Source organism: Streptomyces sp. NPDC032745, assembly GCF_055579465.1.
The window spans coordinates 181,159-205,677 of record NZ_JBVING010000015.1; the positions used below are offsets into that span (position 1 = coordinate 181,159).

At 73.4% G+C, this 24,519-nt stretch carries 23 protein-coding genes; 8 read left to right on the forward strand and 15 right to left on the reverse strand.

Annotated elements, in window-relative coordinates; genetic code table 11:
* Positions 1-69 precede the first annotated feature (69 nt).
* Positions 70-495, reverse strand: coding sequence for a RidA family protein (locus ACZ5WG_RS31690; RefSeq protein WP_468727707.1), 426 nt, complete (start codon positions 493-495; stop codon positions 70-72).
* The gene (locus ACZ5WG_RS31695) at positions 492-1,655 is read right to left on the reverse strand and encodes an acyl-CoA dehydrogenase family protein (RefSeq protein ID WP_468727708.1); all 1,164 of its coding nucleotides are present in this window, start codon (positions 1,653-1,655) and stop codon (positions 492-494) included. The genes ACZ5WG_RS31690 and ACZ5WG_RS31695 overlap by 4 nt, the downstream gene beginning before the upstream one ends.
* Positions 1,656-1,793: 138 nt before the next feature.
* Here ACZ5WG_RS31695 and ACZ5WG_RS31700 point away from each other — a divergent pair, with 138 nt between their 5' ends.
* The 4 genes from ACZ5WG_RS31700 to ACZ5WG_RS31715 all read left to right on the forward strand — a co-directional run bounded on the left by ACZ5WG_RS31700 (position 1,794) and on the right by ACZ5WG_RS31715 (position 5,669).
* Complete coding sequence (locus tag ACZ5WG_RS31700) at positions 1,794-3,494, forward strand: AMP-binding protein (RefSeq protein ID WP_468727709.1); 1,701 nt, start codon at positions 1,794-1,796, stop codon at positions 3,492-3,494.
* Complete coding sequence (locus ACZ5WG_RS31705) at positions 3,464-4,270, forward strand: PaaX family transcriptional regulator (protein ID WP_053788438.1); 807 nt, start codon at positions 3,464-3,466, stop codon at positions 4,268-4,270. The genes ACZ5WG_RS31700 and ACZ5WG_RS31705 overlap by 31 nt, the downstream gene beginning before the upstream one ends.
* 132 nt (positions 4,271-4,402) lie before the next feature.
* Positions 4,403-4,786, forward strand: coding sequence for a hypothetical protein (locus ACZ5WG_RS31710; RefSeq protein ID WP_468727711.1), 384 nt, complete (start codon positions 4,403-4,405; stop codon positions 4,784-4,786).
* Between the two features lie 43 nt (positions 4,787-4,829).
* Positions 4,830-5,669 (forward strand): GNAT family N-acetyltransferase, encoded by an 840-nt coding sequence (locus ACZ5WG_RS31715; protein ID WP_468727712.1) that lies wholly within the window; start codon positions 4,830-4,832, stop codon positions 5,667-5,669.
* 21 nt (positions 5,670-5,690) lie between these two features.
* Here ACZ5WG_RS31715 and ACZ5WG_RS31720 read toward each other — a convergent pair whose 3' ends face one another.
* The 7 genes from ACZ5WG_RS31720 to ACZ5WG_RS31750 all read right to left on the reverse strand — a co-directional run bounded on the left by ACZ5WG_RS31720 (position 5,691) and on the right by ACZ5WG_RS31750 (position 16,135).
* Positions 5,691-7,964, reverse strand: coding sequence for a bifunctional salicylyl-CoA 5-hydroxylase/oxidoreductase (locus ACZ5WG_RS31720; protein ID WP_468727713.1), 2,274 nt, complete (start codon positions 7,962-7,964; stop codon positions 5,691-5,693).
* Between the two features lie 4 nt (positions 7,965-7,968).
* Positions 7,969-8,796: an enoyl-CoA hydratase family protein gene (locus tag ACZ5WG_RS31725; RefSeq protein WP_468727714.1), complete on the reverse strand. Its 828-nt coding sequence runs from the start codon at positions 8,794-8,796 to the stop codon at positions 7,969-7,971.
* A 151-nt stretch (positions 8,797-8,947) separates the two neighbouring features.
* Positions 8,948-9,961: an ornithine carbamoyltransferase gene (gene argF / locus ACZ5WG_RS31730; RefSeq protein WP_468727716.1), complete on the reverse strand. Its 1,014-nt coding sequence runs from the start codon at positions 9,959-9,961 to the stop codon at positions 8,948-8,950.
* Between the two features lie 143 nt (positions 9,962-10,104).
* Positions 10,105-11,331, reverse strand: coding sequence for an arginine deiminase (locus tag ACZ5WG_RS31735; RefSeq protein ID WP_266634105.1), 1,227 nt, complete (start codon positions 11,329-11,331; stop codon positions 10,105-10,107).
* 100 nt (positions 11,332-11,431) lie between these two features.
* Positions 11,432-11,935 (reverse strand): hypothetical protein, encoded by a 504-nt coding sequence (locus ACZ5WG_RS31740; RefSeq protein WP_468727717.1) that lies wholly within the window; start codon positions 11,933-11,935, stop codon positions 11,432-11,434.
* Between the two features lie 184 nt (positions 11,936-12,119).
* Positions 12,120-14,666, reverse strand: coding sequence for a polynucleotide kinase-phosphatase (locus ACZ5WG_RS31745; RefSeq protein WP_468727718.1), 2,547 nt, complete (start codon positions 14,664-14,666; stop codon positions 12,120-12,122).
* Positions 14,663-16,135, reverse strand: a complete 1,473-nt coding sequence (locus tag ACZ5WG_RS31750) for a 3' terminal RNA ribose 2'-O-methyltransferase Hen1 (RefSeq protein WP_468727719.1) — start codon at positions 16,133-16,135, stop codon at positions 14,663-14,665. The genes ACZ5WG_RS31745 and ACZ5WG_RS31750 overlap by 4 nt, the downstream gene beginning before the upstream one ends.
* Positions 16,136-16,349: 214 nt before the next feature.
* Here ACZ5WG_RS31750 and ACZ5WG_RS31755 point away from each other — a divergent pair, with 214 nt between their 5' ends.
* Positions 16,350-17,408, forward strand: a complete 1,059-nt coding sequence (locus ACZ5WG_RS31755) for a hypothetical protein (protein ID WP_468727720.1) — start codon at positions 16,350-16,352, stop codon at positions 17,406-17,408.
* On the opposite strand, the gene mmuM is transcribed toward ACZ5WG_RS31755, so the two are convergent.
* Both mmuM and ACZ5WG_RS31765 read right to left on the reverse strand, forming a co-directional pair.
* Complete coding sequence (gene mmuM, locus ACZ5WG_RS31760; RefSeq protein WP_468727721.1) at positions 17,387-18,322, reverse strand: homocysteine S-methyltransferase; 936 nt, start codon at positions 18,320-18,322, stop codon at positions 17,387-17,389. The two genes, ACZ5WG_RS31755 and mmuM, sit on opposite strands and share 22 nt — an antisense overlap.
* Before the next feature lie 16 nt (positions 18,323-18,338).
* Positions 18,339-19,262, reverse strand: coding sequence for an LLM class F420-dependent oxidoreductase (locus ACZ5WG_RS31765; protein ID WP_468727722.1), 924 nt, complete (start codon positions 19,260-19,262; stop codon positions 18,339-18,341).
* Positions 19,263-19,493: 231 nt separating this feature from the next.
* Here ACZ5WG_RS31765 and ACZ5WG_RS31770 point away from each other — a divergent pair, with 231 nt between their 5' ends.
* On the forward strand, positions 19,494-19,769 hold the full coding sequence (locus tag ACZ5WG_RS31770; RefSeq protein WP_468727723.1) for a hypothetical protein: 276 nt from the start codon (positions 19,494-19,496) through the stop codon (positions 19,767-19,769).
* A gap of 66 nt (positions 19,770-19,835) precedes the next feature.
* Here ACZ5WG_RS31770 and ACZ5WG_RS31775 read toward each other — a convergent pair whose 3' ends face one another.
* From ACZ5WG_RS31775 to ACZ5WG_RS31790, 4 genes are all read right to left on the reverse strand, one after another.
* Entirely contained in the window at positions 19,836-20,321 is a 486-nt protein-coding gene (locus ACZ5WG_RS31775) for a DUF6099 family protein (protein WP_468727725.1), read from the reverse strand.
* A gap of 123 nt (positions 20,322-20,444) precedes the next feature.
* Positions 20,445-20,840 (reverse strand): nucleotide pyrophosphohydrolase, encoded by a 396-nt coding sequence (locus tag ACZ5WG_RS31780; protein ID WP_468727726.1) that lies wholly within the window; start codon positions 20,838-20,840, stop codon positions 20,445-20,447.
* The gene (locus ACZ5WG_RS31785) at positions 20,837-22,159 is read right to left on the reverse strand and encodes an AAA family ATPase (protein ID WP_468727727.1); all 1,323 of its coding nucleotides are present in this window, start codon (positions 22,157-22,159) and stop codon (positions 20,837-20,839) included. The genes ACZ5WG_RS31780 and ACZ5WG_RS31785 overlap by 4 nt, the downstream gene beginning before the upstream one ends.
* Before the next feature lie 67 nt (positions 22,160-22,226).
* Positions 22,227-22,622 (reverse strand): cell division protein SepF, encoded by a 396-nt coding sequence (locus ACZ5WG_RS31790; RefSeq protein WP_468727728.1) that lies wholly within the window; start codon positions 22,620-22,622, stop codon positions 22,227-22,229.
* 162 nt (positions 22,623-22,784) lie between these two features.
* On the opposite strand from ACZ5WG_RS31790, the gene ACZ5WG_RS31795 reads away from it, so the two are divergent.
* Both ACZ5WG_RS31795 and ACZ5WG_RS31800 read left to right on the forward strand, forming a co-directional pair.
* The gene (locus tag ACZ5WG_RS31795) at positions 22,785-23,498 is read left to right on the forward strand and encodes a DUF2470 domain-containing protein (RefSeq protein ID WP_468727730.1); all 714 of its coding nucleotides are present in this window, start codon (positions 22,785-22,787) and stop codon (positions 23,496-23,498) included.
* A gap of 36 nt (positions 23,499-23,534) precedes the next feature.
* Positions 23,535-24,455, forward strand: coding sequence for an NADP-dependent oxidoreductase (locus ACZ5WG_RS31800; RefSeq protein ID WP_468727731.1), 921 nt, complete (start codon positions 23,535-23,537; stop codon positions 24,453-24,455).
* Positions 24,456-24,519: the final 64 nt, after the last annotated feature.

The window sequence follows — 24,519 nt, forward strand, 5'->3', positions numbered from 1 at the left end:
TGAGACATTTCTTACAAAAAGGTCATTTCCACCCTCACCCCTCGCTGGCCCGCTGTCAAAACCACCTGGTCAGCGATCCGGCAACTCGAATGCGGCCGTACCGAGTACGGCGATACCGTCCAGTTCGACCAGGGCGGGCTCATCCCAGAGGCGGACGACCCCGATGACCGCCATGGCCGGGTAGTCGCGGCCGGCCAGCCGGCGCCAGACACGGCCGAGTTCGGGCGCCTGGGTGCGGTATGCATCCACGTCGACCGTGTAGACCGTCACGCGGGCCAGGTCGGCCGGGGTGCCGCCGGATGCGGCGAGGGCCGCCAGGAGGTTGGCCAGAGCGCGTTCGAACTGCTCGGGCAGGGTGTCCCCGACCACTTTGCCCGAGGCGTCGAGGGCGGTCTGGCCCGCCAGGAAGACCAGCCGGGAGCCGCTCGCGGCCACGGCGTGGGAGAAGCCCGTCGGCGGGGAGAGCTCCGCCGGGTTGATCCGCTCGAGACTCACCGGTACAGCTCCTTCGCGATGATCGTGCGCTGGACCTCGCTCGCGCCCTCGTAGATGCGCGGGGCCCGGACCTCCCGGTACAGGTGCTCCAGCAGGTGGCCGCGCTGGAGGGCGACGGCGCCGTGCAGCTGGACCGCGTGGTCCACCACGTACTGGGCCGTCTCCGTCGCGAGCAGTTTCGCCATCGCCGAGCGGCGCGGGACGTCCGGCGAGCCGGCGTCGTACGCACCCGCCGCCGCGTAGACCAGGAGCCGGGCGGCCTCGGTGCGGGTGGCCATCTCGGCCACCCGGTGGCCCACCGCCTGGAGGTCGCCCAGTACCCCGCCGAACGCGGGCCGCGCCGCCGTGTAGGCCAGGGTCGCGTCCAGGGCGGCCCGGGCCATGCCGACGGCGAAGGCGCCCACGCTGGGCCGGAACAGGTTCAGCGTGTCCATCGCCACCCGGAAGCCCCGGCCGGGCTCGCCCAGCAGGTCCTGCGGGCCGACCGGGACCCCGTCGAAGGACAGCCGGCCGATCGGATGCGGGGAGAGCATGTCCAGGGGCTCCCCCGACAGGCCGGGGCGGTCGGCCGGGACCAGGAAGGCGGTGACCCCCTTGGCGGCCGGACCCTCGCCGGTCCGGGCGAACACCGTGTAGAAGTCCGCCTCGGGGGCGTTGGAGATCCAGCACTTCTCACCGCTGAGCCGCCAGCCGCCCCCGCCGACGCCACCGCCGACGCCACCGCGCCCGCCCCCGTCCGCCGCGCTCCCGGCGTCCGGTACGGCCTGCAACGCCAGCGCCGCCGCGTCCGAGCCCGCCCCCGGCTCGCTCAGCGCGAAGGCCGCCACTGCGCGCCCGGCCCGCACCTGCGGCAGCCACCGCGCCCGTTGCTCCGGTGTCCCCGAGCTGAGCACCGGATGCGCCCCCAGACCTTGGAGGGCGAGGGCCGTCTCCGCCTCCGTGCACCCGTACGCGAGGGATTCGCGGAGCAGGCACAGCTCCAGCGCCCCCGAGGTGAACACCCGCTCCAGCAGGCCCAGCTCACCGAGTGCCGCGAGCAGCGGGCGGTTGACCCGTCCCGGCTCCCCCTTGTCGGCGAGCGGCCGCAGCCGGTCCGCCGCCAGCGCGCGCAAGTGCCCGCACCACTCCTCTTGTTCCGCCCCGAGCGCGAATCCGGTCATCCGAATATCCCCGCTTCTATCGCGTCCTGTTGACTGCCGTCACCATCACGATACGCTCGTAGCGCACGTGCACGGCCTGCTCCGCCACTTCGGTCGCCCACCCGGGGGCCGCTGCCGTTGCAAGGGGGCGAACCCGCCTTGGAGCTCAAGCCTTCCGCCCACGCCGACACCTTCGCGCGCGACCACCTGCCGCCGCCCCACGCCTGGCCGCGACTGCTGTTCGAACTCCCCGAACTGGCCTACCCGGACCGGCTCAACTGCGGCGCCGAGCTGCTCGACACCACCGTCGCCCGGTTCGGGCCCGACCGCCCGGCCTTCCGCAGCGGCACGGGCGAGGTGTGGTCGTACGGGGAGCTGCGCGAGCGCGTGGACCGCCTCGCGCACGTGCTCACGGCGGACCTCGGCGTGGTCCCCGGCAACCGGGTGCTGCTGCGCGGCCCCACCGGCCCGTGGCTCGCCGCCTGCTGGCTGGCGGTGATGAAGGCGGGGGCGGTGGCGGTGACGGTCCTCGCCCAGCAGCGGGCGCAGGAGCTGGGCACGGTCTGCGCGATGGCCCGGGTGCAGCACGCGCTGTGCCATGCGGGCGTGCTGGACGACCTGGCCAGGGCCGAGGTTCCCGGCCTGCGGATCACCCCGTACGGCGGCGAGGCCCCGGACGACCTGCTGCGGCTGGCCGGCCGGCACGAGGGGCCCTTCCGCGCCGTCGAGACCTCCGCCGACGACGTGGCCCTGATCGCCTTCACCTCCGGGACCACCGGCCGCCCCAAGGGCTGCATGCACTTCCACCGCGATCTGCTCTCCGTCGCCGACACCTTCTCCCGCAACGTCCTGCGCCCCCGCCCCGACGACGTCTTCGCGGGCAGTCCGCCGCTCGGCTTCACCTTCGGCCTCGGCGGCCTGGTCGTCTTCCCGCTGCGCGCCGGCGCCTCCGCGCTGCTGCTCGACCAGGCGGTCCCGCGCCGGCTGCTGCCCGCCCTCGCCGCACACCGGGTCACGGTGCTGTTCACCGCGCCCACCGCGTACCGGGCGATGCTGGACGACCTGGGCCCGTACGACGTGGGCGCGTACGACCTGTCCGCGCTGCGCCGCTGCGTCTCGGCGGGCGAGAACCTCCCTGCGGCCACCTGGCAGGCCTGGTACGAGCGCACCGGACTGCGGATCATCAACGGCATCGGCGCCACCGAGCTGCTGCACATCTTCATCTCCGCGGCCGACGAGGACATCCGTCCGGGTACGACCGGCCGCGTGGTGCCGGGCTGGCAGGCGCGGGTGGTGGACGCCTCCGGCCGCCCGGTCGCGGACAACGAGCCGGGGCTGCTGGCCGTACGCGGCCCGGTGGGCTGCCGGTACCTGGCGGATCCGCGGCAGGAGGAGTACGTACGGGACGGCTGGAACCTGACCGGGGACACCTACGTCCGCGATCCGGAAGGCTACTTCCGCTACGTCGCCCGCGCCGACGACATGATCGTCTCGGCGGGCTACAACATCGCCGGTCCGGAGGTGGAGGAAGCCCTGATGCGCCACCCGGACGTGGTGGAGGCCGCGGTGGTGGGCCGCCCGGACGAGCGACGCGGGCAGATCGTGGTGGCGTACACCGTCCTGCGGGCGGGCTCGGCGCTGACGGAGGAGGCCCTGCGCGCGTTCATGCGGGCGGAACTGGCCCCGCACAAGTGCCCGCGCGCCTTCGTCTTCCTCCCGGCCCTCCCCCGGACGGCGACCGGGAAACTGCAGCGGTTCCGGCTGCGCGACGCAGGGGTCGAGCTCCGCGAGCCCGGGCTGACCGGCGAGACGCCCCCTACAGTGAACCCGTGGTCGAGCAGCACACCCCGCGATCCCTGATCGTCACGTTCTACGGAGCCTACGGGCGGGCCTTCGAGGGTCCGGTCCCGGTGTCGGCGCTGGTCCGCCTGCTGGGCGCGGCCGGCGTGGACGCCCCGTCGGTCCGCTCGTCGGTGTCCCGGCTGAAGCGGCGCGGCTTCCTGCTGCCCGCGCGCGCCGCGGACGGTTCGGCGGGGTACGGGCTCTCGGCGGAGGCGCGCCAGCTGCTCGACGACGGCGACCGGCGGATCTACGGGGACCGCGACGCGCACCCGCCGGGGGAATGGCTGCTGGCGGTGTTCTCCGTACCGGAGCAGGAGCGGCACAAGCGGCACCTGCTGCGCTCGCGGCTCGCCCGGCTCGGCTTCGGCGCGGTGGCGCCGGGGGTGTGGATCGCCCCGGCCCACCTGTACGAGGAGACCGGGCACACCCTGGACCGGTTGCACCTGACGGCGTACGTGGAGCTGTTCCGCGGCGGCCACCTCGGCTTCGCCCCGACCGCCGAGGCGGTGGCCCGGTGGTGGGACCTGACCTCGCTGGCCAAGCAGCACGAGGAGTTCCTCGACCTGCACGAGCCGGTGCTGCGCGCCCTCCAGTCGGGCCCGGCGCCCACCCCGGAGGAGGCCTACCGCGGCTACCTCCTGGCCCTGGACACCTGGCGCCGCCTCCCGTACGCCGATCCGGGCCTGCCGCGCGAGCTGCTGCCGGCGGACTGGCCCGGCGACCGGGCGGCGGCGGTCTTCGCCGAACTGCACGCCCGGCTGCGGGACATCGGGGCGGGGTTCCTGGAACCGTAGGCAACGGCGGCCGCGTCACGAAGTGTTGTGACACATCGTGATCTTCCTCCGCCGCCACCGCTCCCGACCCCGCGGCGGCCTTCGTACCCGCCGCAGCCCCAGCCCCAGCCCCAGACCTGGTACCAGGCGCCCGTGACACCGCCCGGGCGGCGGGCCGCGCGCCTCCAGCTGGCCGGGGCGGCGCTCGTCGGCGCCGCGGCGGGGTTCACGGCCTCCCGGCTCGCTGCCGGCGCCCGCGCGTACTGCGACGCGGGCTGGGAGGCGGGCGGGAAGTTCGAGCTGAACTTCGAGATGCTGTTCCTGGTGCCGGGCTGCGCAGTCCTCGCCCTGGTCCTCGCACTGCTCACCCGTCGCCTGCCCCTGCCGGTGCGGGCCGTGCCGGTCCTGGCCGCCTTGGCCGCGGTGGTGGTCTGGTACTTCGCGGTCAAGGGCACGCTGGACGGCTACCCCGGGGATTCGGGGCTGTGCGGGCCCGACAACGTGCCGCCGTGGTGGCCGGCCTGGCTCCCCTCGTAAAAACCGGTGTGCGCGGGGAAACGATTCGGCGCCATCATGAGCCATGACCTGGACCTTCACCCATGACCTGGCGGCCTATCTGGCCGCGGCGGGCCCGGCCGTGGCCGGCGACCCCGTCGCCAACACCTCCCTGCTGACCGTGACCGACGCGCTGGAGCGGCGCGGTCTGGACGCCTACGGATCCGCCGAGCCCTTCTTCGGCTGGTGGACCGGCGCCGACGGGAGCGTCGCCGGCGCCCTGCTGTGCACCCCGCCGCACCCACTGCTGATCGGGGCGCTGCCGGCCGAGGCCGTCCGCGGCCTGGGGGCCGCGCTCGCCGCCGAGCCGCTGCTCTGCGGGGTGGAGGCGCTGAGCGCCCGCCGCCGCGACGCGGAGGCGCTGGCCGCGGCCTGGGGGAAGCCGAGCGAGGTCACCGAGGAGAACCGCCTGTACCGGCTCGCCGGACTCGTTGCCCCGGATCCCGCCCCGGCCGGGCGGGCGCGGACCGCCACCGAGGCCGATCTGCCGCTGCTGATGGACTGGGCCGGCGCGTTCAAGCGGGAGACCGGGGAGTCGGGCGGCCCCTCCGAGGCGTTCCTGCGCGACCGGCTCTCGTACGGGGGCATGCTGCTCTGGGAGGACGCGGGGACGCCGGTGTCGATGGCCGGGTTCTTCCGCCCGATCGGCTCGACCGCCCGCATCGGCCCGGTGTACACCCCGCCGGAGCTCCGCGGCCGCGGCTACGCCGCCGGGGTCACCTACGCGGTGAGCGAGGCGGCGTACGCGGCCGGCGCCTCGGAGGTGCTGCTCTTCACGGACCTGGCCAACCCCACCAGCAACGGCGTTTACCAGCGCCTGGGCTACACCCCGGTCGAGGACCGCATTGAGGTGGCCGCCCTCTGAGGGCAGCCGTATGAGCCTCCCTCAGCCGCGGCCGGCCGGCGGTTTGCGGCTGCCGGCCCGGTAGGGGGCGGGCCAGGGGGCCGCCGGGCCGGCGTAGGACTGGTCGGCGGCCGCGTGCAGGGTCCAGTGCGGGTCGTACAGGTGGGGGCGGCCGACGGCGCAGAGGTCGGCGCGGCCCGCCAGCAGGAGGGAGTTCACGTCGTCCCAGGAGGAGATGGCGCCGACGGCGATGACCGGGACGCCCAGCGCGTTGCGGATCCGGTCCGCGTACGGGGTCTGGTAGGAGCGCCCGTACTCGGGGCTCTCGTCCGCCACCACCTGGCCGGTCGACACGTCGATGGCGTCGGCGCCGTGGGCGGCGAAGGCGGCGGCGATGTCCACCGCGTCCTGGGCGGAGGTGCCGCCCGGGGCCCAGTCGGTGGCGGAGATGCGGACGGTCATGGGGCGGTCGTCGGGCCAGACCGCGCGGACCGCGTCGAAGACCTCCAGCGGGAACCGGAGCCGGTTCTCCAGCGGGCCTCCGTAGGCGTCGCTGCGCTGGTTGGTGAGCGGGGACAGGAAGCCGGACAGCAGATAGCCGTGGGCGCAGTGCAGTTCCAGCAGGTCGAACCCGCAGCCGGCGGCCCGTACCGCGGCGGCCGCGAAGTCGGAGCGGACCGACGCCAGGTCCTGCGCCGTCAGTGCGCGCGGAACGGCCGAGACGCCCGGCCGGTAGGGCGCCTCCGAGGCCGCCACGACCGGCCAGTTGCCCTCCGGGAGGGGATCGTCCATGCCCTCCCACATCAGCCGCGTCGAGCCCTTGGGACCGGAGTGGCCGAGCTGGACGCCGAGCGCGGTGCCGGGCGCTGAGGTGTGCACGAAGTCGGCGATCCGGGTCCAGGCCGCCGCCTGCTCCGCCGTGTACAGGCCGGTGCAGCCGGGGGTGATCCGGCCCTCGGCGGACACGCAGACCATCTCGGTCATGACCAGCGCGGCTCCGCCGAGGGCCCGCGCACCCAGGTGCACCAGGTGGAAGTCCCCGGGCGTCCCGTCGCCGTCCTGTGCGGAGTACATGTCCATCGGGGAGACCACGACCCGGTTGCGCAGGGTCAGCCCGCGCAGCTTCAGCGGCGTGAACATCGGCGGGGTGTCCTCGTCCGGGCAGCCGAAGTCCCGTTCCACGGCCCGGGTGAACCGCTCGTCGCGCAGCCGCAGGTTGTCGTGGGTCACCCGGCGGCTGCGGGTGAGCAGGTTGAAGGCGAACTGCCGGGCGGGCTGGTCCACGTACCCGGCGAGTTCCTCGAACCACCGCATGCTGGCGGCGGCGGCCCGCTGGGTCGAGGCCACCGCCGGCCGCCGTGCGGCCTCGTACGCGGCCAGGGCGGCGGGCACGTCCGGCTGCGCGGCCACGGCTTCGGCGAGCGCGAGCGCGTCCTCCACCGCCAGCTTGGTGCCGGAGCCGATGGAGAAGTGCGCGGTGTGCGCCGCGTCGCCGAGCAGGACCACGTTGCCGTGGGACCAGCGCTCGTTGACGACCGTGCGGAATTCGGTCCACGCCGAGCGGTTTCCGTGCAGCGGCCGGCCCCGCAGGGCCTCGCCGAAGATCTTGGCGCAGCGGGCGGCCGATTCGTCCTCGTCGCACAGGTCCAGGCCGGAGGCCCGCCACACCTTCTCGTGCATCTCCACGATCACGGTGGAGGCGTCCGCCGAGTACGGGTAGGCGTGCAGCTGCATGACGCCGTGCTCGGTCTCGGCGATCTCGAAGCGGAACGCTTCGAAGGCGAAGTCGGCGGCGAGCCAGATGTAGCGGCAGTGCCCGCTCGTCAGCGTCGGGCGGAAGTGCGCGGCTGCGCTCTGCCGGGTCGTGCTGTGCACGCCGTCGGCCGCGACGACCAGGTCGTACGAGGCCGCCAGCAGCGCGGCGGCCGGCGCCCCGGTGCGGAAGCGGAGCTTCACCCCGAGCCCGGCGCAGCGCTCGTGCAGGATCTCGAGCAGCCGGCGCCGCCCGATGGCGGCGAAGCCGTGGCCGCCGGAGGTCAGCAGCCGCCCGCGGTGGACGATGTCGATGTCGTCCCAGCGCACGAACTCCGCGCCGAGGGCGGTGTAGACCACGGTGTCGGCCGCTTCGATGCCGCCGAGTGTCTCGTCGGAGAGCACCACGCCGAAGCCGAAGGTGTCCTCGGGGGCGTTCCGTTCCCAGACCTCTACGGTGTGCCCCTGGCGGGCCAGCAGTGCGGCGGCGTACAGGCCCCCCGGCCCGCCGCCGACAACGGCGACCCGCAATGCGCTGCCGACCCGCGTCGTGCCCGCAGCCATGGCGCTACCTGCCCTTCCACTCCGGGGGCCGCTTCGCGGTGAAGGCGGCGTGGAACTCGGCGTAGTCCCGGCCGTTCATCAGCAGGGCCTGGGTGTTGGCGTCGAGCTCGACCGACGCGGCCAGCGGCATGTCGAGTTCGGCGGTCAGCAGCGCCTTGGTCTGCGCGTACGCGAGGGCCGGGCCGGCCGCGAGGTGAGCGGCGAGTTCGGCGGCGCGTACGCCGGCCTTGCCCTCCTCGGTGACCTCGCTGAGCAGGCCGATGCGTTCGGCCTCCGGCGCGCGTACGGGCTCTCCGAGCATCAGCAGCCGGGTGGCGTGGCCGAGGCCGACGACGCGGGGCAGCAGGTACGCGGCGCCCATGTCGCCGCCGGAGAGGCCGACGCGGGTGAAGAGGAACGCGAAGCGGGCGGTGGGGTCGGCGATCCGGAAGTCGGCGGCGAGGGCGAGGACGGCGCCGGCCCCGGCGGCGACCCCGTGCACGGCGGCGATCACCGGGAAGGGGCACTCACGGACGGCCCGCACCACCTGGCCGGTCATCCGGTTGAAGTCGAGGAGCTCGGCGGTGTCCATGGCGAGGGTGGCGCCGATGATCTCGTCCACGTCCCCGCCGGAGCAGAAGCCGCGGCCCTCGCCGCCGAGCACGAGGGCTCGCACGGACCGCTCCCGGGAGAGTTCGGCGAGCAGATCGCGCAGGTCGGCGTAGGCGCCGAAGGTGAGGGCGTTGAGCTTCTCGGGGCGGTCGAGGGTGACGGTGGCCACGCCGTCCTGCCGGGTCACCCGCAGGTGGCGCCACCGTTCGGTCGCTGCTGTGGAACCGATGAAGGGGCTCACACGATCGACGGTATCACTGCATCGTGACTGCCGTCACAGAAACGCGACACACGGATGGGGCCACCACCCCGCCCGCGGACGGGAGGGCCCTCTGGTTCGCCCCCCCACCCGGCCCGCATGACTATGCGCCGCTACGCGGTATCAGCCGCAACTAGGCGCCGACCGGCCCGGCGAGGGTCGCGACGAGTACGGCCTTGATGGTGTGCAGCCGGTTCTCGGCCTCGTCGAAGACGAGGGAGTGCGCGGATTCGAACACCTCGTCCGTCACCTCCAGCGACTCCAGCCCGTGCCGCTCGTGGATCTCCCGGCCGACCTTGGTGCCCAGGTCGTGGAACGCGGGCAGGCAGTGCAGGAACTTCACGTCCGGGTTCCCGGTCGCGCGCAGCACGTCCATCGTGACGGCGTACGGGGCCAGGGCGCCGATCCGCTCGTCCCAGACCTCCTTGGGCTCGCCCATGGAGACCCACACGTCGGTGGCGACGAAGTCCGCCTGGGTCACGCCCTCGGCGACGTTCTCGGTCAGGGTGATCCGGGCTCCGCTGGCGGCCGCGAGCCGGCGCGCCTGCGACACCACGGACTCGGCCGGCCAATAGGCCTTCGGTGCGACGATGCGTACGTCCATGCCGAGCAGCGCACCGGTCACCAGGTACGAGTTGCCCATGTTGAAGCGGGCGTCGCCGAGGTAGGCGAAGGTGATCCGGTCCAGCGGCTTGGCGCAGTGCTCGGTCATGGTGAGCACGTCGGCCAGCATCTGGGTGGGGTGCCAGTCGTCGGTGAGCCCGTTGAACACCGGCACGCCGGAGTGGGCGGCGAGCGCCTCGACGGCCGCCTGGCTGTCACCCCGGTACTCGATGCCGTCGAACATCCGGCCGAGCACCCGCGCCGTGTCCTTGACGGACTCCTTGTGGCCGATCTGGGAGCTGGCCGGGTCGAGGTAGGTGGTGTGGGCGCCCTGGTCGGCGGCGGCGACCTCGAACGCGCAGCGGGTGCGCGTCGAGGTCTTCTCGAAGATCAGCGCGATGTTCCTGCCCTGGAGGCGGCGCTGCTCGGCCCCGGCCTTCTTGGCCGCCTTGAGGCCGGCGGCGAGCTCGATCAGGCCGCGGAACTCGGCGGCGGAAAAGTCGAGCTCCTTGAGGAAACTGCGGCCGACGAGGTCGGTGGCCATCGGGGTACTCCAGGGTCGCGCTGACAGGGGATGCTGGAAGTGTATACGTTAGCCTGCATTGATATACAGCCCCCCATCCGCCGGACCCCCGGCCTCCGCTTCCGCCGGTCCCCCGTTGCGCGGTCCTCCTTCTCCCCTCCGGGTCAGGCCGGGTCCCGCTCCACCGGGCAGCTCATGCACCGCGGCCCGCCGCGGCCCCGCCCCAGCTCGCTGCCCGGGATCTCGATGACCTCGATGCCCTCCTTGCGCAGGTGCGTGTTGGTCGTCACGTTCCGCTCGTACGCCACCACGACCCCCGGCTCGACGGCCAGGACGTTGCAGCCGTCGTCCCACTGCTCGCGCTCCGCCGCGTGCACGTCCTGCGTCGCGGTCAGCACTCGGATCGAGTCCAGCCCGAGCGCTGCCGCGATCGCCCGGTGCATGTGCTCCGGCGGATGGTCGGTCACCTTCAGCTCCTGCAGGCCGGCGCCCGGCTCGATCGTGTAGGAGCGCAGCATGCCGAGGCCCGCGTACTGCGTGAACGTATCTCCGTCCACCATCGTCATCACCGTGTCCAGGTGCATGAAGGCCCGCCGCTTCGGCATGTCCAGCGCCACGATCGTGGTCGCCGACCCGGCCGCGAAGAGGCCGCGCGCGAGCATCTCCACCGCCTGCGGCGTCGTCCGCTCGCTCATCCCGATCAGCACCGCGCCGTTGCCGATGACGAGCACGTCCCCGCCCTCGATGGTCGAGGGGTAGTCCGCCTGCCCCTGCGACCAGTAGTGGAAGGCCCCCGAGGAGGTGAAGAGCGGGTGGTGCTTGTAGATCGCCTCGAAGTGCACCGTCTCGCGCTGCCGGGCCGGCCAGCGCATCGCGTTGATGGACACCCCGTCGTAGATCCACGCGGAGGTGTCCCGGGTGAACAGGTGGTTGGGCAGCGGCCCCAGCAGGAAGTCGTCCAGCTCCATGGCGTGGAAGCGGACCGACACCGGCTCGGCGTGCCGCTCGAGGTACTCCCGCTTGGTCATCCCGCCGACCAGCGCCTCGGCCAGCCCGGTCGCCGGCAGCTGGTCGAAGACCGCGCGCAGGTGGTCGGTGGCGAGCGGACCGTACTCCTTCTCGTCGAACACCCGGTCCAGTACGAGGTGTCTGGCCTCCGGGATGTCCAGGGCCTCGCACAGCAGGTCGCCGAAGAGGTGCACCTCCACGCCGCGGTCGCGCAGTACGTCCGCGAAGCCGTCGTGCTCCTGGCGGGCCCGGCGCACCCACAGCACGTCGTCGAAGAGCAGTGCGTCCTTGTTGCTCGGTGTGAGCCGCTTCAGCTCCAGGTCGGGCCGGTGGAGGATGACGCGGCGAAGCCGCCCGGTCTCGGAGTCGACATGGAATCCCATGGCGTACACGTTCGCAGACCGGACGGCTTTTTGACGTGGCGTTCGCTCAGGAGAGCGGGCGGAACCGGCAGCCCCTGCAGGCCCGGCAGCCCCCGCGCGATCAGCGCAGACCGAGGAGTGCCGTCGGGGTACCGATCAGCTCCGGGGTGGTCAGGCCCAGCTTGGGCACGGTCAGGTCCGGGATCCCGAAGTTGTCGCCGTTCGGCATCTTCAGCGGGGCGCCGACGACCGCACCGGGGGTGCGGGCGAGCAGGTCGGTGGCCGGGGACTCCACCGTGCCCTCGCCGTCCGTCTTCGGGTCGCCGAGCAGGTTCGGCACCGGCGCGCCGACCAGGGTGCCGCCGAGCTCGGTGCTGACCGGCAGCACCGGGAGGATCGGGCTGGGGAGCAGATCGCCCGTGTGGTACCGGGGGGCCTCCGGGGCGCCGACGACCGGCACCGGCACCGCGGTGGCCACGCGCGGGGTGTCCACGCCCAGCGTGGTCTTCACGGCGTCCAGGGGCACAGCCACCGGCACCGAGTCGGCCACGGCCGGGGTGGCCGCGCCGGCCGCGGCCATACAGGTCATGAGTGCCGCAATGCTTCCGCGCGCGGTCATCTTCATAGGTGACGTTCCGTCCTTCCAGGGTCGCGGACATTCCGCTGCCCTGGATGAACGATCCCGCCGGTGGTTTTCCCGGCGTTCTTCGGGAAAGTTCCCCCATACGACCTAATTCGGGGCCGTACGGGGGCCTCACCTTTACGGCGGCGTGCGACGGGCCGCCACCCTCCGCTTCACGGCCCCTGCGTCACAACCGGGGGTCGACCGGCTCCGATTCGAGGGCGAGCACCCCGAAGACCGCCTCGTGCACCCGCCACAGCGGCTCCTCGCCCGCCAGCCGGTCCAGGGCCTCCAGTCCGAGCGCGTACTCGCGCAGGGCCAGCGAGCGCTTGTGCCCCAGGAACCGCTGGCGCAGCTTCTCCAGCTGCTCCGGACGCGTGTACTCCGGCCCGTAGATGATCCGCAGGTACTCGCGGCCGCGGACCTTGACACCGGGCTGGACCAGGCGGCCCTTGCCGTCCCGGGCGTACGCCTGGAGCGGCTTGACGACCATGCCCTCGCCGCCCGCGGCCGTCAGCTCCAGCCACCAGTCGGTGCCTGCCCGTACGGAGTCCTCGTCGGCGGTGTCGACCAGGATCCGGCCGGTGCGGCGCAGCAGCCCGGTGCCGGCCGCCTCGTCGGCGGCGACGAGCCGGTCGAGCCAGAACAGCTGCTCGTCGTGCGGTACGGCGGCCAGCGAGCGCCCGGCTGCCGCCAGCAGCTGGAAGGGCGCGAACCGTACGCCGTCCAGCCCGTCGGTGGTCCAGCAGTAGCGCCGGTAGGCCTCGGTGAACCGCTCGGCGTCGGCGGCCCGGTCCCGCTGGCGGGCGAGCAGGTCGCCGGTCTCGATGCCCCGCCCCTTGGCCGCGGCCAGGGCGGCGAGGGCGTCCGGGAAGACGGCGCGGGAGGCCGCGCCGACGGCGGCGTACTGGTTGCGCAGCAGGCCGGCGGACTTCAGCGACCAGGGCAGCAGCTCCCCGTCCAGCAGCAGCCAGTCGGTGGCCAGCTCCTCCCACAGGCCCGCGTCGGTGATGGCGCCGCGGAGCCGGGTCAGGACCTCCTCGGTGACCTCGGGGTCGTGGAAGAAGGGCCGGCCGGTGCGGGTGTAGACGGACCCGGTCGGGCCCTCGACGCCGAAGCGCGCACGGGCCGCCTCGGCGTCCTTGCAGACGAGGACGGTGGCGCGGGAGCCCATGTGCTTCTCCTCGCAGACGACCTGGGCGATGCCGTCCTTGCGGTACTGGGCGAAGGCCTCGGCCGGGTGCTCCAGGTAGCCGCCCTCCTGCGAGGTGGCCGTGGGCGCCATGGTGGGCGGCAGGTACGGGACCAGCCGCGGGTCCACCGCGAAGCGGCTCATGACCTCCAGGGCCGCCGCCGCGTTCTCCTCGCGCACGGTGACGTTGCCCAGGTGCCGGGTCTCGACGATCCGGCGCCCGTGGACGTCGCCCAGGTCGAGCGGGCGCCCGTCGTGCCCGCCGGGTGCTTCGGTGGCGAGCGGCCTGACCGGCTCGTACCAGACCTTCTCGGCCGGTACGTCGACCAGTTCGCGCTCGGGCCAGCGCAGGGCGGTCATCTTCCCGCCGAAGACGGCGCCGGTGTCCAGGCAGATGGTGTTGTTGATCCAGGCGGTGTTCGGGACCGGGGTGTGGCCGTAGACCACGACGGCCTTGCCGCGGTAGTCCTCGGCCCACGGGTAGCGCACGGGCAGGCCGAACTCGTCGGTCTCGCCGGTGGTCTCCCCGTACAGGGCGTGCGAGCGGACCCGGCCGGAGGTGCGGCCGTGGTACTTCTCGGGCAGGCCGGCGTGGCAGACCACCAGCTTGCCGCCGTCGAGGACGTAGTGGCTGACCAGGCCCGCGATGAAGCTGCGGACCTCCTGGACGAACTCCTCCGGCTCGCGGCCCAGCTGCTCGACCGTCTCGGCGAGCCCGTGGGTCTGCTGGACCTTGGAGCCCTTGAGGTAACGGCCGAGCTTGTTCTCGTGGTTCCCGGGCACGCACAGGGCGTTGCCGGACCCGACCATGCCCATCACGCGGCGCAGGACGCCGGGGCTGTCCGGGCCGCGGTCGACGAGGTCGCCGACGAAGACCGCGGTGCGGCCCTCCGGGTGGACGCCGTCCTCGTACCCGAGCTTGCCGAGCAGGGTCTCCAGCTCGGAGGAACAGCCGTGGATGTCGCCGATGATGTCGAAGGGGCCGGTGAGGTGGGTGAGGTCGTTGAACCGCTTCTCCCGCACTATTTCCGCGCTGTCGGCCTCCTCGGGCGTGCGCAGCACGTGCACCTTGCGGAAGCCCTCGCGCTCCAGTCCGCGCAGCGAGCGGCGCAGGTCGCGGCGGTGCCGCTGGATGACGGCGCGGGGCAGCCCGGCCCGGTCGGGGCGGCCGGCGTTGCGTTCGGCGCAGACCTGCTCGGGCATGTCGAGGACGATGGCGATGGGCAGCACGTCGTGCGCGCGGGCGAGCTGGACCAGCTGCCGGCGGGCCTCGGGCTGCACGCTGGTCGCGTCGACGACCGTGAGGCGCCCGGCCTCCAGCCGCTTGCCGGCGATGTAGTGGAGGACGTCGAAGGCGTCCCGGCTCGCACTCTGGTCGTTCTCGTCGTCGGAGACGAGGCCCCGGCAGTAGTCGGAGGAGATGACCTCGGTGGGCTTGAAGTGCTTGCGGGCGAAGGTGGACTTGCCGGATCCGGTGGCCCCGATCAGGACGACGAGGGACAGGTCGGTTACGGGAAGTACGCGCGTACCGGTACTGGTCATGCTGCCTCGCCCTCCTTGACGGTATCGGTGTTGATCTGAGTGAAGACGGCCATCTGGGTCGGCGGCCCCACCTCGGGGTCGTCGTCGCCGACGGGAACGAACTCGGCGGCGTACCCGTACCGTTCGGCGACCTCGCCGGCCCAGGTACGGAACTCCGCGCGGGTCCACTCGAAGCGGTGGTCGCCGTGCCGGACGTGCCCGGCGGGCAGGGTCTCCCAGCGGACGTTGTACTCGACGTTCGGGGTGGTGACGAGGACGGTGCGGGGGCGGGCCGAGCCGAACACCGCGTACTCCAGGGCGGGCAGCCGCGGCAGATCGAGGTGCTCGATGACCTCGCTGAGCACGGCCGCGTCGTACCCAGTCAGCCGCTTGTCGGTGTAGGCGAGCGAGCCCTGCAGCAGCTGCACGCGGCTGCTCTGCCGCTCCCCCATCCGCTCGAGGCGCAGCCGTTTGGCGGCCATGCCGAGGGCCCGCATGGACACGTCGACGCCGACGATCTCGGTGAAGGCGACGTCCTTGAGGAGGGCCTGCACCAGCTGGCCCTGTCCGCAGCCGAGGTCGAGGACCCGGGCCGCGCCGGCGGTGCGCAGCGCTGCGAGGATCGCCTCGCGGCGCTGCACCGCGAGCGGTACGGGCCTCTCCTCCGTGTCGCGGTTCTCGTCCACGGCGTTGTCGAGCTCCTCGACCTCGCTGCCGTCGGCCTCGGCCAGCCGGACCAGCTCCAGCCGCTCCAGGGCGTCGCGGGTCAGCCGCTTGTGGCGGGCGAGGTAGCGGGCGCTGATGAGCCCGTTCTCGGGGTGCGCGGCCAGCCAGCCGTCTCCGGCGCACAGCAGCTTGTCCACCTCGTCGGGGGCGACCCAGTAGTGCTTGGCGTCGTCGAGCACGGGCAGCAGGACGTAGAGCTGCCGCAGCGCGTCGGCGAGCCGCAGCTCGCCCTCCAGGACGAGCCGCACGTACCGGGAGTCCCCCCACTCGGGGAACTGCTCGTCGAGCGGTACGGGTTCGGCCTGTACGAGGTCCCAGCCGAGCGGGTCGAACAGCCGGTGCACGAGGGCCGCCCCACCCCGGGCGGGCAGCGCCGGGATCTCGATCCGCAGCGGACGGGCCTGCTCGGGCAGCTCGGGCCGGGCGGTGCACCGGCCCTTGAGCGCACTGCGGAAGACGGAACTGAGCGCGACGGCGAGCAGCGAGGAGGCGGCGTACGGACGGTCGTTGACGTATTGCGCGAGAGCGGCGTCGGGCGCCCCGCCCCGGCCCTTGCCCTGCCCGCGCCGCACGAGCGCGACGGGATCCACCTCCAGCAGCAGCGCCGCCGTGCACCGCTCGTCCGTGGCCTCGGGGTAGAAGACGTGGGCGGTGCCGTGGGAGGTGGAGAACGCCTGCGCCTTGCCAGGGTGCTTGTGCAGCAAAAAGCCCAGGCCGGTGGCCGGGTGCTCAGCACTGCCAGTGGTGGAGATCGTCAGGAACATGCAGCTCAGCATGCCTGCCGACGGATACCGGGGGCCACCGGATTTCGCCCCGCCACCGCCCTCCGCCCCGTCGGCGGATCCCGATCCGGGCAAGTGCCCGGCACCCGCGCGGCCCGCGTTGTACGGTCCCCGGAACACGTCGTTCCCCGTGCCTCTGCAGCCCCGTATCCCAGGAGGGCTTCCCCTCGTGCACCCGCCGCAGCCTTACCCACCCATGCCCGCGCCCGGCCGACGCTGGTGGCAGCATCCCGCCCTGATCATCGCCCTGCTGGTGGTGATCCCGCCCGCGGGTATCGCGCTCGCCTGGACGAGCCGGTGGGGGCAGGCCAAGAAGATCGTCGCAACGGTTCTCGCCGGTCTGTGGTTCCTCACGCCGTTCATGGGCGACCCGCCGGAGAGGGCCGAGGCCGACTCCAAGCCGGCCGCCCTCGCTTCCGCCTCGCCCAGCGCGAGCCCGAGCCGGACCGAGCCGCCCTCCCTCGTCGGCCGGAGCCTCAAGGAGGCGAAGGCCACGGCGCTCGCCGCCGGATTCGGCGTGCTCTCGCACGACGCCTCCGAGGGGAACGCCGCCCAAGTGGCCGAGGACGACTGGAAGGTGTGCTTCCAGAGCGTGATCACCGAGAAGGCCGGTGCGATACCCGCGCTCGACTTCGGCGTGGTCCGCACCGACGCCCCGTGCCCCGCGAAGGACGGGGATCCGATCCCCCGGCCGAAGATGCCGCGAGTCGTTGGTCTGACCTTCGCGAAGGCGTCCGAGACGCTCAGGCCGATCGGCTTCCAGAAGATCGAGCCGCAGAGCGCGTTCACGGACGTCACCCTGCCGGCCGCCGTGGACGACTGGGTCGTCTGCTTCCAGGAGCCCGGAGAGGGCAAGGAAGTCAGCGCGCCGGGGACCACCTCCGCCGCCCTGAAGCTCGCGTCCCCGGGGACCACCTGCCCGAGTGCGCCGAACGCCCGGCTCCACCCGGAACCGGCGGCGACGCATGAGGACGACGACTCCGGCAGCACCGCATCGGGCGGGTCCTCTTCCGGGGGATCCACATCCGGGGGTTCGTCCTCCGCGGGGTCTTCCACCTCCGGCGGGTCTTCCTCCTCCGGCGGGTCTTCCTCCTCCGGTGGGTCTTCCTCCTCCGGCGGCTCCGACAGCGGCGGCGGGGGCGCGGGCACCGTGACCCCTGGAGCGTTCTGCTCGCCGGCCGGGGCGACCGGCGTCAGCAAGAAGGGCGTCTCCTACACCTGCAAGGGTCCCGGTCAGCCCCGCTGGCGCCAATGACCGGTCCCGTCCCCCTGAATCCCCGCGGCCAGCTCGGCGATGCCCGGCGGGCCGATGCGGCAGCAGCCGCCCAACAGGCGGGCGCCCGCTCTGCGCCAGGCTTCGACGGGCCAGGGGGCGGGGTGGGGCGGGGCGTGCCAGGTGGCGGTGGCCGCCTCCCAGACCGAGCCGTCGTTGGGGTAGGCCAGGAGCGGTTTGGCCGTGGCGGAGGCGGCGGCCTCCAGGGCGGGCAGGGCGTCCGCCGGATCACAGCAGTTGACGCCGACCGCGATGATCTCCGGGGCCTCGGCCGCGAGGGCGAAGGCCTCGGGGAGCGGCTGGCCGGCCCGGGTACGGGCGCCGGCCACGGTGTAGCTCAGCCAGGCGGGCGCGCCGGTGCCGGCGAGGACGGTGAGGAGGGCTTCGGCCTCCTCCGCGTCCGGGATGGTCTCCAGCGCCAGGACATCGGGGCCCGCCGCGAGCAGGGCCTCGATGCGGGGGCGGTGGAAGGCGGCGAGCTCGCGCACGCTCAGCCCGTACCGCCCGCGGTACTCGGAGCCGTCCGCGAGCACCGCCCCGTACGGGCCGACCGAGGCGGCGACCCAGACCTCGTGGTCCGCGGCCTCGGCCGCCCGGGCGGCCAGTGCGACGCTGCGGTGCAGCAGGTCGGTGGTCGCGGCCCGGTCGTGGCCGTGGGCGGCGAAGGCCTCGTACCCCACCTGGTAGCTGGCGGTGATCAGCACCTCGGCGCCGGCCCGCGCGTACGCCGTGTGGGCGGCCTCCACCTGGTCCGGCCGCTCGGCGAGCACCCGGCCCGACCAGAGGCCGCCGGACAGGTCGCAGCCCTGGTCGGTGAGCTGGTTGCTCAGCCCGCCGTCCAGGAGCACGACCCTGCGGGCCAGGGCTTCGGCGAGCGGGCCGGACGCGCGGGGCATCGGTCGTGCGCCTCCCTCAGCCGAGCTGGGACAGCACCTGGGCCGAGATCAGCTCCAGGTGGTCCAGGTCGTCGAGGTCGAGCAGTTGGAGGTAGACGCGGGAGCTGCCGACGGCCGCGTAGGCGCCGATCTTCTCCACGACCTCGGCCGGGGATCCGGCCAGGCCATTGGCCTTGAGCTCGTCCACGTCCCGGCCGATGGCGGCGGCGCGGCGGGCGACCTCGGCGTCGTCCCTGCCGACGCACACCACGAGGGCGTTGGAGTAGACGAGGTCGTCGGCCCCCCGCCCGGCCTCCTCGGCGGCCCGGCGCACCCGGCCGAACTGCCGCTCGCTGTCCGCGATCGACGCGAACGGCATGTTGAACTCGTCCGCGTACCGGGCGGCGAGGCGCGGGGTGCGCTTCGCGCCGTGGCCGCCGATGAGCACGGGCACCTTGGCCTGGGCCGGCTTGGGCAGCGCCGGGGACTTCTCCACCTGGTAGTGGGTGCCGGCGTAGTCGAACGTGGCGCCGGGCTCGGTGGCCCACAGGCCGGTGACGATGGCCAGCTGCTCCTCCAGCCGGGCCATCCGCTCCGCCGGGAACGGGATGCCGTACGCCTTGTGCTCCTCCTCGAACCAGCCCGCGCCCAGGCCCAGTTCGATCCGGCCTCCGGACATCTGGTCGACCTGGGCCACCTGGATGGCGAGCACGCCGGGCAGCCGGAAGGTGCCGGCCGTCATCAGTGTGCCCAGCCGGATCCGCCGCGTCTCGCGGGCCAGGCCCGCGAGGGTGATCCAGGCGTCGGTGGGACCGGGCAGGCCGTCCGCCGAGCCCATCCGCAGATAGTGGTCGGACCGGAAGAACGCGTCGAAGCCCAGGTCCTCGGTGGCCTTGGCTACGGTCAGAAGGGTGTCGTAGCTGGCGCCCTGCTGGGGTTCGGTGAAAATACGGAGATCCATACCTCCCATCCTGCCTCCCCCGGCCACCTCCGGCAGGCGCCCCCGTCCCACCCCGGCAGGGTGAATCTGCGTCAACCCTGCGGTCCGCCCCGTGCCCGGCCAGTGACCAGCCCGGACGGTGATCGTTGGCTCGGACGGAGCCGGACCGCCCGGCCCGCGTGCCGGCGGCCCGTCGCCGGTGCGTCCACCGCCCCCTTCCCCCGTGGAAGGGCCAGGGCCGAGGAGGCCGCCATGTCCCACGAGGCCGTGCCGGAGACCCGCCAACAGGACGAACAGACCGGACAGGCAGCACACGAGCCCGCACGTCAGGAGCCCGCGACGGCCGCCCAGGGTGGCGCCCCGAAGGGCCTGCTGCAGCAGATGGAAGAGCTGATGGCGGCGCTGAACGCCGACCTGTCGCAGCTCGACGCCGACCTCCAGTCCTCCACGGACCGCACCCCCGGCACGCCGCCGGCCCCGGGCAGTCGTGCCCCCGAGAGCGAGCGCCCGTCTTACGGTTCGTACTGACCGTGCGGGTCCCGTCGCGCGCGGCGGGACCCTCGGCCCCGTTCTCCCGTCCTTCGCACACTCCCGTCAGGCCACGCCCGAGGCGGACCCCCGTTCGCGCACCGTCAGGCGCCGCAGGACGGCCCGGACCCGGTCGCTCGATTCGTCGGCCGCGTCGATGGACTCTATGCACTGCCAGTACAGGCCTTCGTCGTCCGTCGCACAGGCCACCCCGACCAGGGCTATCCCCACTTCGCCGAGCAACGCCTGCAGTCCGAGCAGAGCCTGGCGGACATCCGCCACCTCGGTCAGCTGCGCCGCTCTCGGCGGATAGTCGGGCGCACTGCCCTCGCCGTGCAGGGCGGCTCTGTCGAGCACCCCGCAGCCTCTGCCCCCTGCTTCACCCAGTCCCCGTGCCTCCGATCTCAGCTCCGGCGGCCCGGTGACCGCCAGCCAGCTCCCTATCCCCTGCGCGAGCGCCTGGGCCTGCCAGGCCTCGCCCACGATGTCCATCGCCGCCCCGCTCTGTGCCAGCGCGTGCCGGCCGGCCGCGATGAGCCGTACCGCATCCATATGCCGTCCCCCGTCCGCACGACATCCACCGTCCTCACCACTACCCAGAGTGAGGGCAATGAGCCAGTAAAGCCAGGGGTATTCGGAAATCTATGGACACAAACATGGTTGTGGACGACGCCATCACTCCGAAGAGTGACAATTCGATGTCGGAGGCCCTGTCACCGGGAAGCGGAGCTCGTTCCTCTCGATCTTCGCGGCGAGCGCATCCAGCACATCCACCCCGAGAACCTCACAGAATTGCAGCAGATACGCCAGCACATCGGCGACCTCATCGGCCACGCGGTGCGCGGTTTCCGGCTTCTCCATGACCTTCGCCGACTGTTCCGGGGTCAGCCACTGGAAGATTTCGACCAGTTCGGAGGCCTCCACGCTCAGCGCCACGGCCAGGTTCTTGGGCGTGTGGTACGGCTCCCAGCCGCGCGCCGCCGCGAACTCGGCCAGTCTCCGCTGCAGTTGGTGCAGCCGCTCGTGCGGGTGCGGCTCGTCCCCGTGCCGTACGTCCTGCTCATCGCTCATGGCGTCAGGTCTACCACCGTCACCCCCGGGGTGAGGCGGGCGGCCGCGGCCGCCTCCTCCCCCACCGCGGCGACCAGGCGGACGTGGCCGCGGCCGCAGCACAGCAGGGCCAGCCGCAGCAGCTCGGCGATCTGCCGCCGGTCCAGGCCGCGGTCGAAACCGTCGGCGAGGACGGTCAGCGCCTGCCGGGCGGAGAGCAGTTCGGCGGCCGGGTCCATGGCCAGCACCCCTGGGCCGGTCAGCAGGACCAGCGCTAGCGCGAGGAAGCGGAGCTCGCCCGCGCCCAGCCGGCCCAGTTCCGTGGCGGGCCCGGCGGGGCCGCGGTCCAGCAGCGCCGTGACCGGGCCGTGCGCGGGAGCCCGTACGTCCAGGCCCTCCACCGGGCCCGAACAGCCGGTCCGCGCCGCCGCGGCCAGCAGCGCATGGCGGGTCCCGCACTCGTGGCGGGTCCGGCGCAGGACGTCGGCCAGGTTGGCGCAGTCACCGAGCAGCCGGCCCGCGCCCGGCGGGACGGGGGCCCGCATCCGATCGGGGTGCGGGTCGCAGGGGAACACCGAGCGCAGGGCCACCACCATCTGCTCGGCGGCGGCCAGGACCTGCCGCTGTCCGGCCGTGGCTCCGGCCACGCGCAGCGGGAGCAGAGCGGTGCCGAGCCGGTCGTCGGGCAGCGGGGCCCGGGTGACGCCGATGGCCCCACCGGTCAGCCAGGAGGCCTGAACGGAGCGCCGGCCGGGGTCGCGCAGGGCGGTGCTGAGCAGGATCTGCCCGTCCGCCGAGAGCCGTTCGCCGACGATCCGCAGTGCGGGCTCGGCCTGGACGGCGAGGTCGAGACGGACGGGCCCGGCCGGGCCGTCGACGGTGCAGCCGATGCGGAATCCGCGCCGGCCCTCGCCGTCGGGCAGGGCCCGGTCGGGGATCCGGGCCCGCGGGTCGGGAAACGCCTCCTCCAGGGTGGCCCCGGATCCGAGCCCGGCCAGGGCCTCGTAGGCGGCGAGGGCCTGGGACTTGCCGCTACCGCTGGGCCCGGTCAGGAAGGTCACGGGCCCGAGCGGGAAGACGGCCGCGCGGTGCACCCCGAAGGCGGAGAGCCGCAACTCGGTGACGGCGGGCCGGTGGTGCACGACGGGCCGTGCGGTATCGGCCGGCACACCGGGCGACACGGCGCCGCCGTCCGGAGCGACGGCCGCGCCGGGCGGCGCGCAACGGCCGGACGGCGCGGCGGCGCCGGACGGCGCGGCGGCGCCGGACGGCGCGGCGGCAGGGGTATCGGCTAACGCGACAGGGGCAGATGCCTCCGCCGCGTCCAAGGTGGCGTCCATGCGCCGGACGGTACGGGCCGCCGGGCCCCGGGTGGGACCGGCGAACCGTTCCGCCCTGGCGACCTTCCTACGATCGGGGGACGGCGGCGGCCGCGATCCCCTCGACCTCGGTCCCGACGGGCGCCAGCAGGAAGACGTTCCGGTCCACCCGGTGCATCCCGCTGCCCAGCCCGAAGACCACGCCGCTGCTGAAGTCGAGGATCCGCTTGGCCACTTCGCTGTCCGCGCCGGTGAGGTCGAGCAGCACCGGGATCTGCGCGATCAGGTACTCGGCCACCTCCCTGGCATCGGCGAAGATCTGGACCCTGAGCACGACGAAGCGCCGCTGTTCCGCCGCGGCAGCTCCCGGCGCCGTGGGGATCGTGCGGTGGTCCACCCGGGAGGGCCACTCGTTGCGACTGCGCAGGGGGACCACCTGCGCGAGCCCCTCCCACTGTTCGTCCGTGACGTCGTACCTGCTCACCGGGCCGCCTCGGCCGTGCGCTTCATGTGCATCCCGCCATCCTCTCGCGTTTCACCCGTTCAGCCCAACAACGACACGAGCGAGGCGGGGTACTCCTGCGAAAGCGAATAGGTTAGGTTAGGCATACCTAAGTCACTCGCCCAGGACGATGGAGAGATCCACATGCGCATGTCCGGTGCCGCCCCCGCCACCCCGGCCGCCGGCCGGCCCACCGACGCCGAGCGGGTCCGGTCGATCCTGGTGGCCGCCCACTCCATGACCGTGGTCACCGACGGGCTGCGCAGCGAGGTCCGCCACCTCGACGGGGCGGACCCGATGGGCCGGCTGCACCTGCACCCCGGCGAGCCCGGCGGCGACGGCGAGCACCGGCCGTCGATCCGGCTGGAGTTCACCGACATCGCCCCCACCCCCGTACGGGACCGGGTGCGCGCCCGCGTCACGGTCCTGGGGCGGCTGCTCTCGCCCTACACGGACCAAGGCGCCGACTCCACCTGCATGGAATTCGGCCGCGCCGTCCTCGAGACCGCGGAGGGCCGCTCGTACGTCGGCCTCGAAGAGCTCGACGCGTCCTGCCCCGACCCCCTCGCGCCGTTCGAGGCCGGGATGCTCACGCACCTCCTCGACGACCACGCCGAACTCGTCACCCTCCTGCTGCGACTGGTCCAGCCGCTCCCCACCGGCGCGATCCTGCGCGTACTGCCGCTCGCCATGGACAGGTACGGGATCACCCTGCGCCTGGAGCAGCGGCGCGGCCACCGCGACGTCCGGCTGCCGTTCCCCTCGCCGCTCGACGACGTCGAGCAGTCCGGGGTGCAGATCCAGGCCCTGTTCAGCGCGGCCCGGCGGAGCTCGCACCGCAACAGCCTGCCTGCCTGAGGAATACGTCCGCACGGGGCTCCGTTGGGGACGATCATGAAGGCAATCACGTACAGCGCATACGGAACTTCCGAGAACCTCACGCTCGTTGACGTACCGCAGCCCAAGGTAGGCCCGGGCGAGGTGCTGGTCCGGGTCAAGGCCGCCGGCGTGAACCCGGTGGACTGGAAGCTCGCCGCCGGATACCTCGACCCGATCCTCGAGGTCCGCTACCCGGTCATACCCGGCTGGGACGTCGCCGGAATCGTCGAGGCCGTCGGCCCCGACACCTTCGACTACGCGGTCGGCGACGAGGTCTACGGGTACGTCCGCAAGCAGTGGGTCGAGCTCGGCACCTACGCCGAACTGGTCACCGCCCCCGTCCGGACGCTGGCCCGCAAGCCGCGCGAGCTGACCTTCGAGCAAGCAGCGGGCATCCCGCTGGCCGGCCTCACCGCGTACCAGTCCCTCGTCCGCGCGGGCCTCAAGGCCGGCGAGACCGTCGTCATCCACTCCGCGGCCGGCGGCACCGGCTCCCTCGGCGTGCAGATCGCCGTCGCGCTCGGCCTGCGCGTCATCGGCACGGCCGGCGCCCACAACCACGACTACCTGCGCTCGCTCGGCGCCGAGCCCGTCCTGTACGGGGAGGGCCTGGCGGACCGGATCCGCGCCCTCGCCCCCGAAGGCATCGACGCGGGGCTGGACTTCTTCGGGGACGGCGCCGTCGAGATCCTCCAGTCGCTCGTCAAGGAGCGCAGCCGGGTGGTCTCCATCGCCGACTACGAGGCCGCGGCCAAGGGTGCGCACCAGCTGTGGGTGCGCCCGGACACCGCCGACCTGACGTTCCTCGCGGAACTGGCCGACGCGGGGAAGCTCACGGTCAACGTGGAGCACGCACTGCCGCTCGCCGAGGCGGCCAAGGCCTGGGAACTCAGCGCGGCGGGCCGTACGCGCGGCAAGATCGTCCTGACGGTCTGACACCCGGCCGCGGCGGAACGCACGGGTGTGCCCCGGAGCAGCGGGCTCCGCAGGCACACCCGCG

What these genes read in the sequence shown, in the direction of transcription:
- ACZ5WG_RS31695 (WP_468727708.1), bottom strand. Translation starts at nt 1,655, where the DNA reads ATGACCGGATTCGCGCTCGGGGCGGAACAAGAGGAGTGGTGCGGGCAC.
- ACZ5WG_RS31715 (WP_468727712.1), top strand. Translation starts at nt 4,830, where the DNA reads ATGACCTGGACCTTCACCCATGACCTGGCGGCCTATCTGGCCGCGGCG.
- ACZ5WG_RS31720 (WP_468727713.1), bottom strand. Translation starts at nt 7,964, where the DNA reads ATGGCTGCGGGCACGACGCGGGTCGGCAGCGCATTGCGGGTCGCCGTT.
- argF (WP_468727716.1), bottom strand. Translation starts at nt 9,961, where the DNA reads ATGGCCACCGACCTCGTCGGCCGCAGTTTCCTCAAGGAGCTCGACTTT.
- ACZ5WG_RS31735 (WP_266634105.1), bottom strand. Translation starts at nt 11,331, where the DNA reads ATGGGATTCCATGTCGACTCCGAGACCGGGCGGCTTCGCCGCGTCATC.
- ACZ5WG_RS31740 (WP_468727717.1), bottom strand. Translation starts at nt 11,935, where the DNA reads ATGAAGATGACCGCGCGCGGAAGCATTGCGGCACTCATGACCTGTATG.
- ACZ5WG_RS31745 (WP_468727718.1), bottom strand. Translation starts at nt 14,666, where the DNA reads ATGACCAGTACCGGTACGCGCGTACTTCCCGTAACCGACCTGTCCCTC.
- ACZ5WG_RS31750 (WP_468727719.1), bottom strand. Translation starts at nt 16,135, where the DNA reads ATGTTCCTGACGATCTCCACCACTGGCAGTGCTGAGCACCCGGCCACC.
- ACZ5WG_RS31755 (WP_468727720.1), top strand. Translation starts at nt 16,350, where the DNA reads ATGCCCGCGCCCGGCCGACGCTGGTGGCAGCATCCCGCCCTGATCATC.
- mmuM (WP_468727721.1), bottom strand. Translation starts at nt 18,322, where the DNA reads ATGCCCCGCGCGTCCGGCCCGCTCGCCGAAGCCCTGGCCCGCAGGGTC.
- ACZ5WG_RS31765 (WP_468727722.1), bottom strand. Translation starts at nt 19,262, where the DNA reads ATGGATCTCCGTATTTTCACCGAACCCCAGCAGGGCGCCAGCTACGAC.
- ACZ5WG_RS31770 (WP_468727723.1), top strand. Translation starts at nt 19,494, where the DNA reads ATGTCCCACGAGGCCGTGCCGGAGACCCGCCAACAGGACGAACAGACC.
- ACZ5WG_RS31775 (WP_468727725.1), bottom strand. Translation starts at nt 20,321, where the DNA reads ATGGATGCGGTACGGCTCATCGCGGCCGGCCGGCACGCGCTGGCACAG.
- ACZ5WG_RS31780 (WP_468727726.1), bottom strand. Translation starts at nt 20,840, where the DNA reads ATGAGCGATGAGCAGGACGTACGGCACGGGGACGAGCCGCACCCGCAC.
- ACZ5WG_RS31785 (WP_468727727.1), bottom strand. Translation starts at nt 22,159, where the DNA reads ATGGACGCCACCTTGGACGCGGCGGAGGCATCTGCCCCTGTCGCGTTA.
- ACZ5WG_RS31795 (WP_468727730.1), top strand. Translation starts at nt 22,785, where the DNA reads ATGCGCATGTCCGGTGCCGCCCCCGCCACCCCGGCCGCCGGCCGGCCC.
- ACZ5WG_RS31800 (WP_468727731.1), top strand. Translation starts at nt 23,535, where the DNA reads ATGAAGGCAATCACGTACAGCGCATACGGAACTTCCGAGAACCTCACG.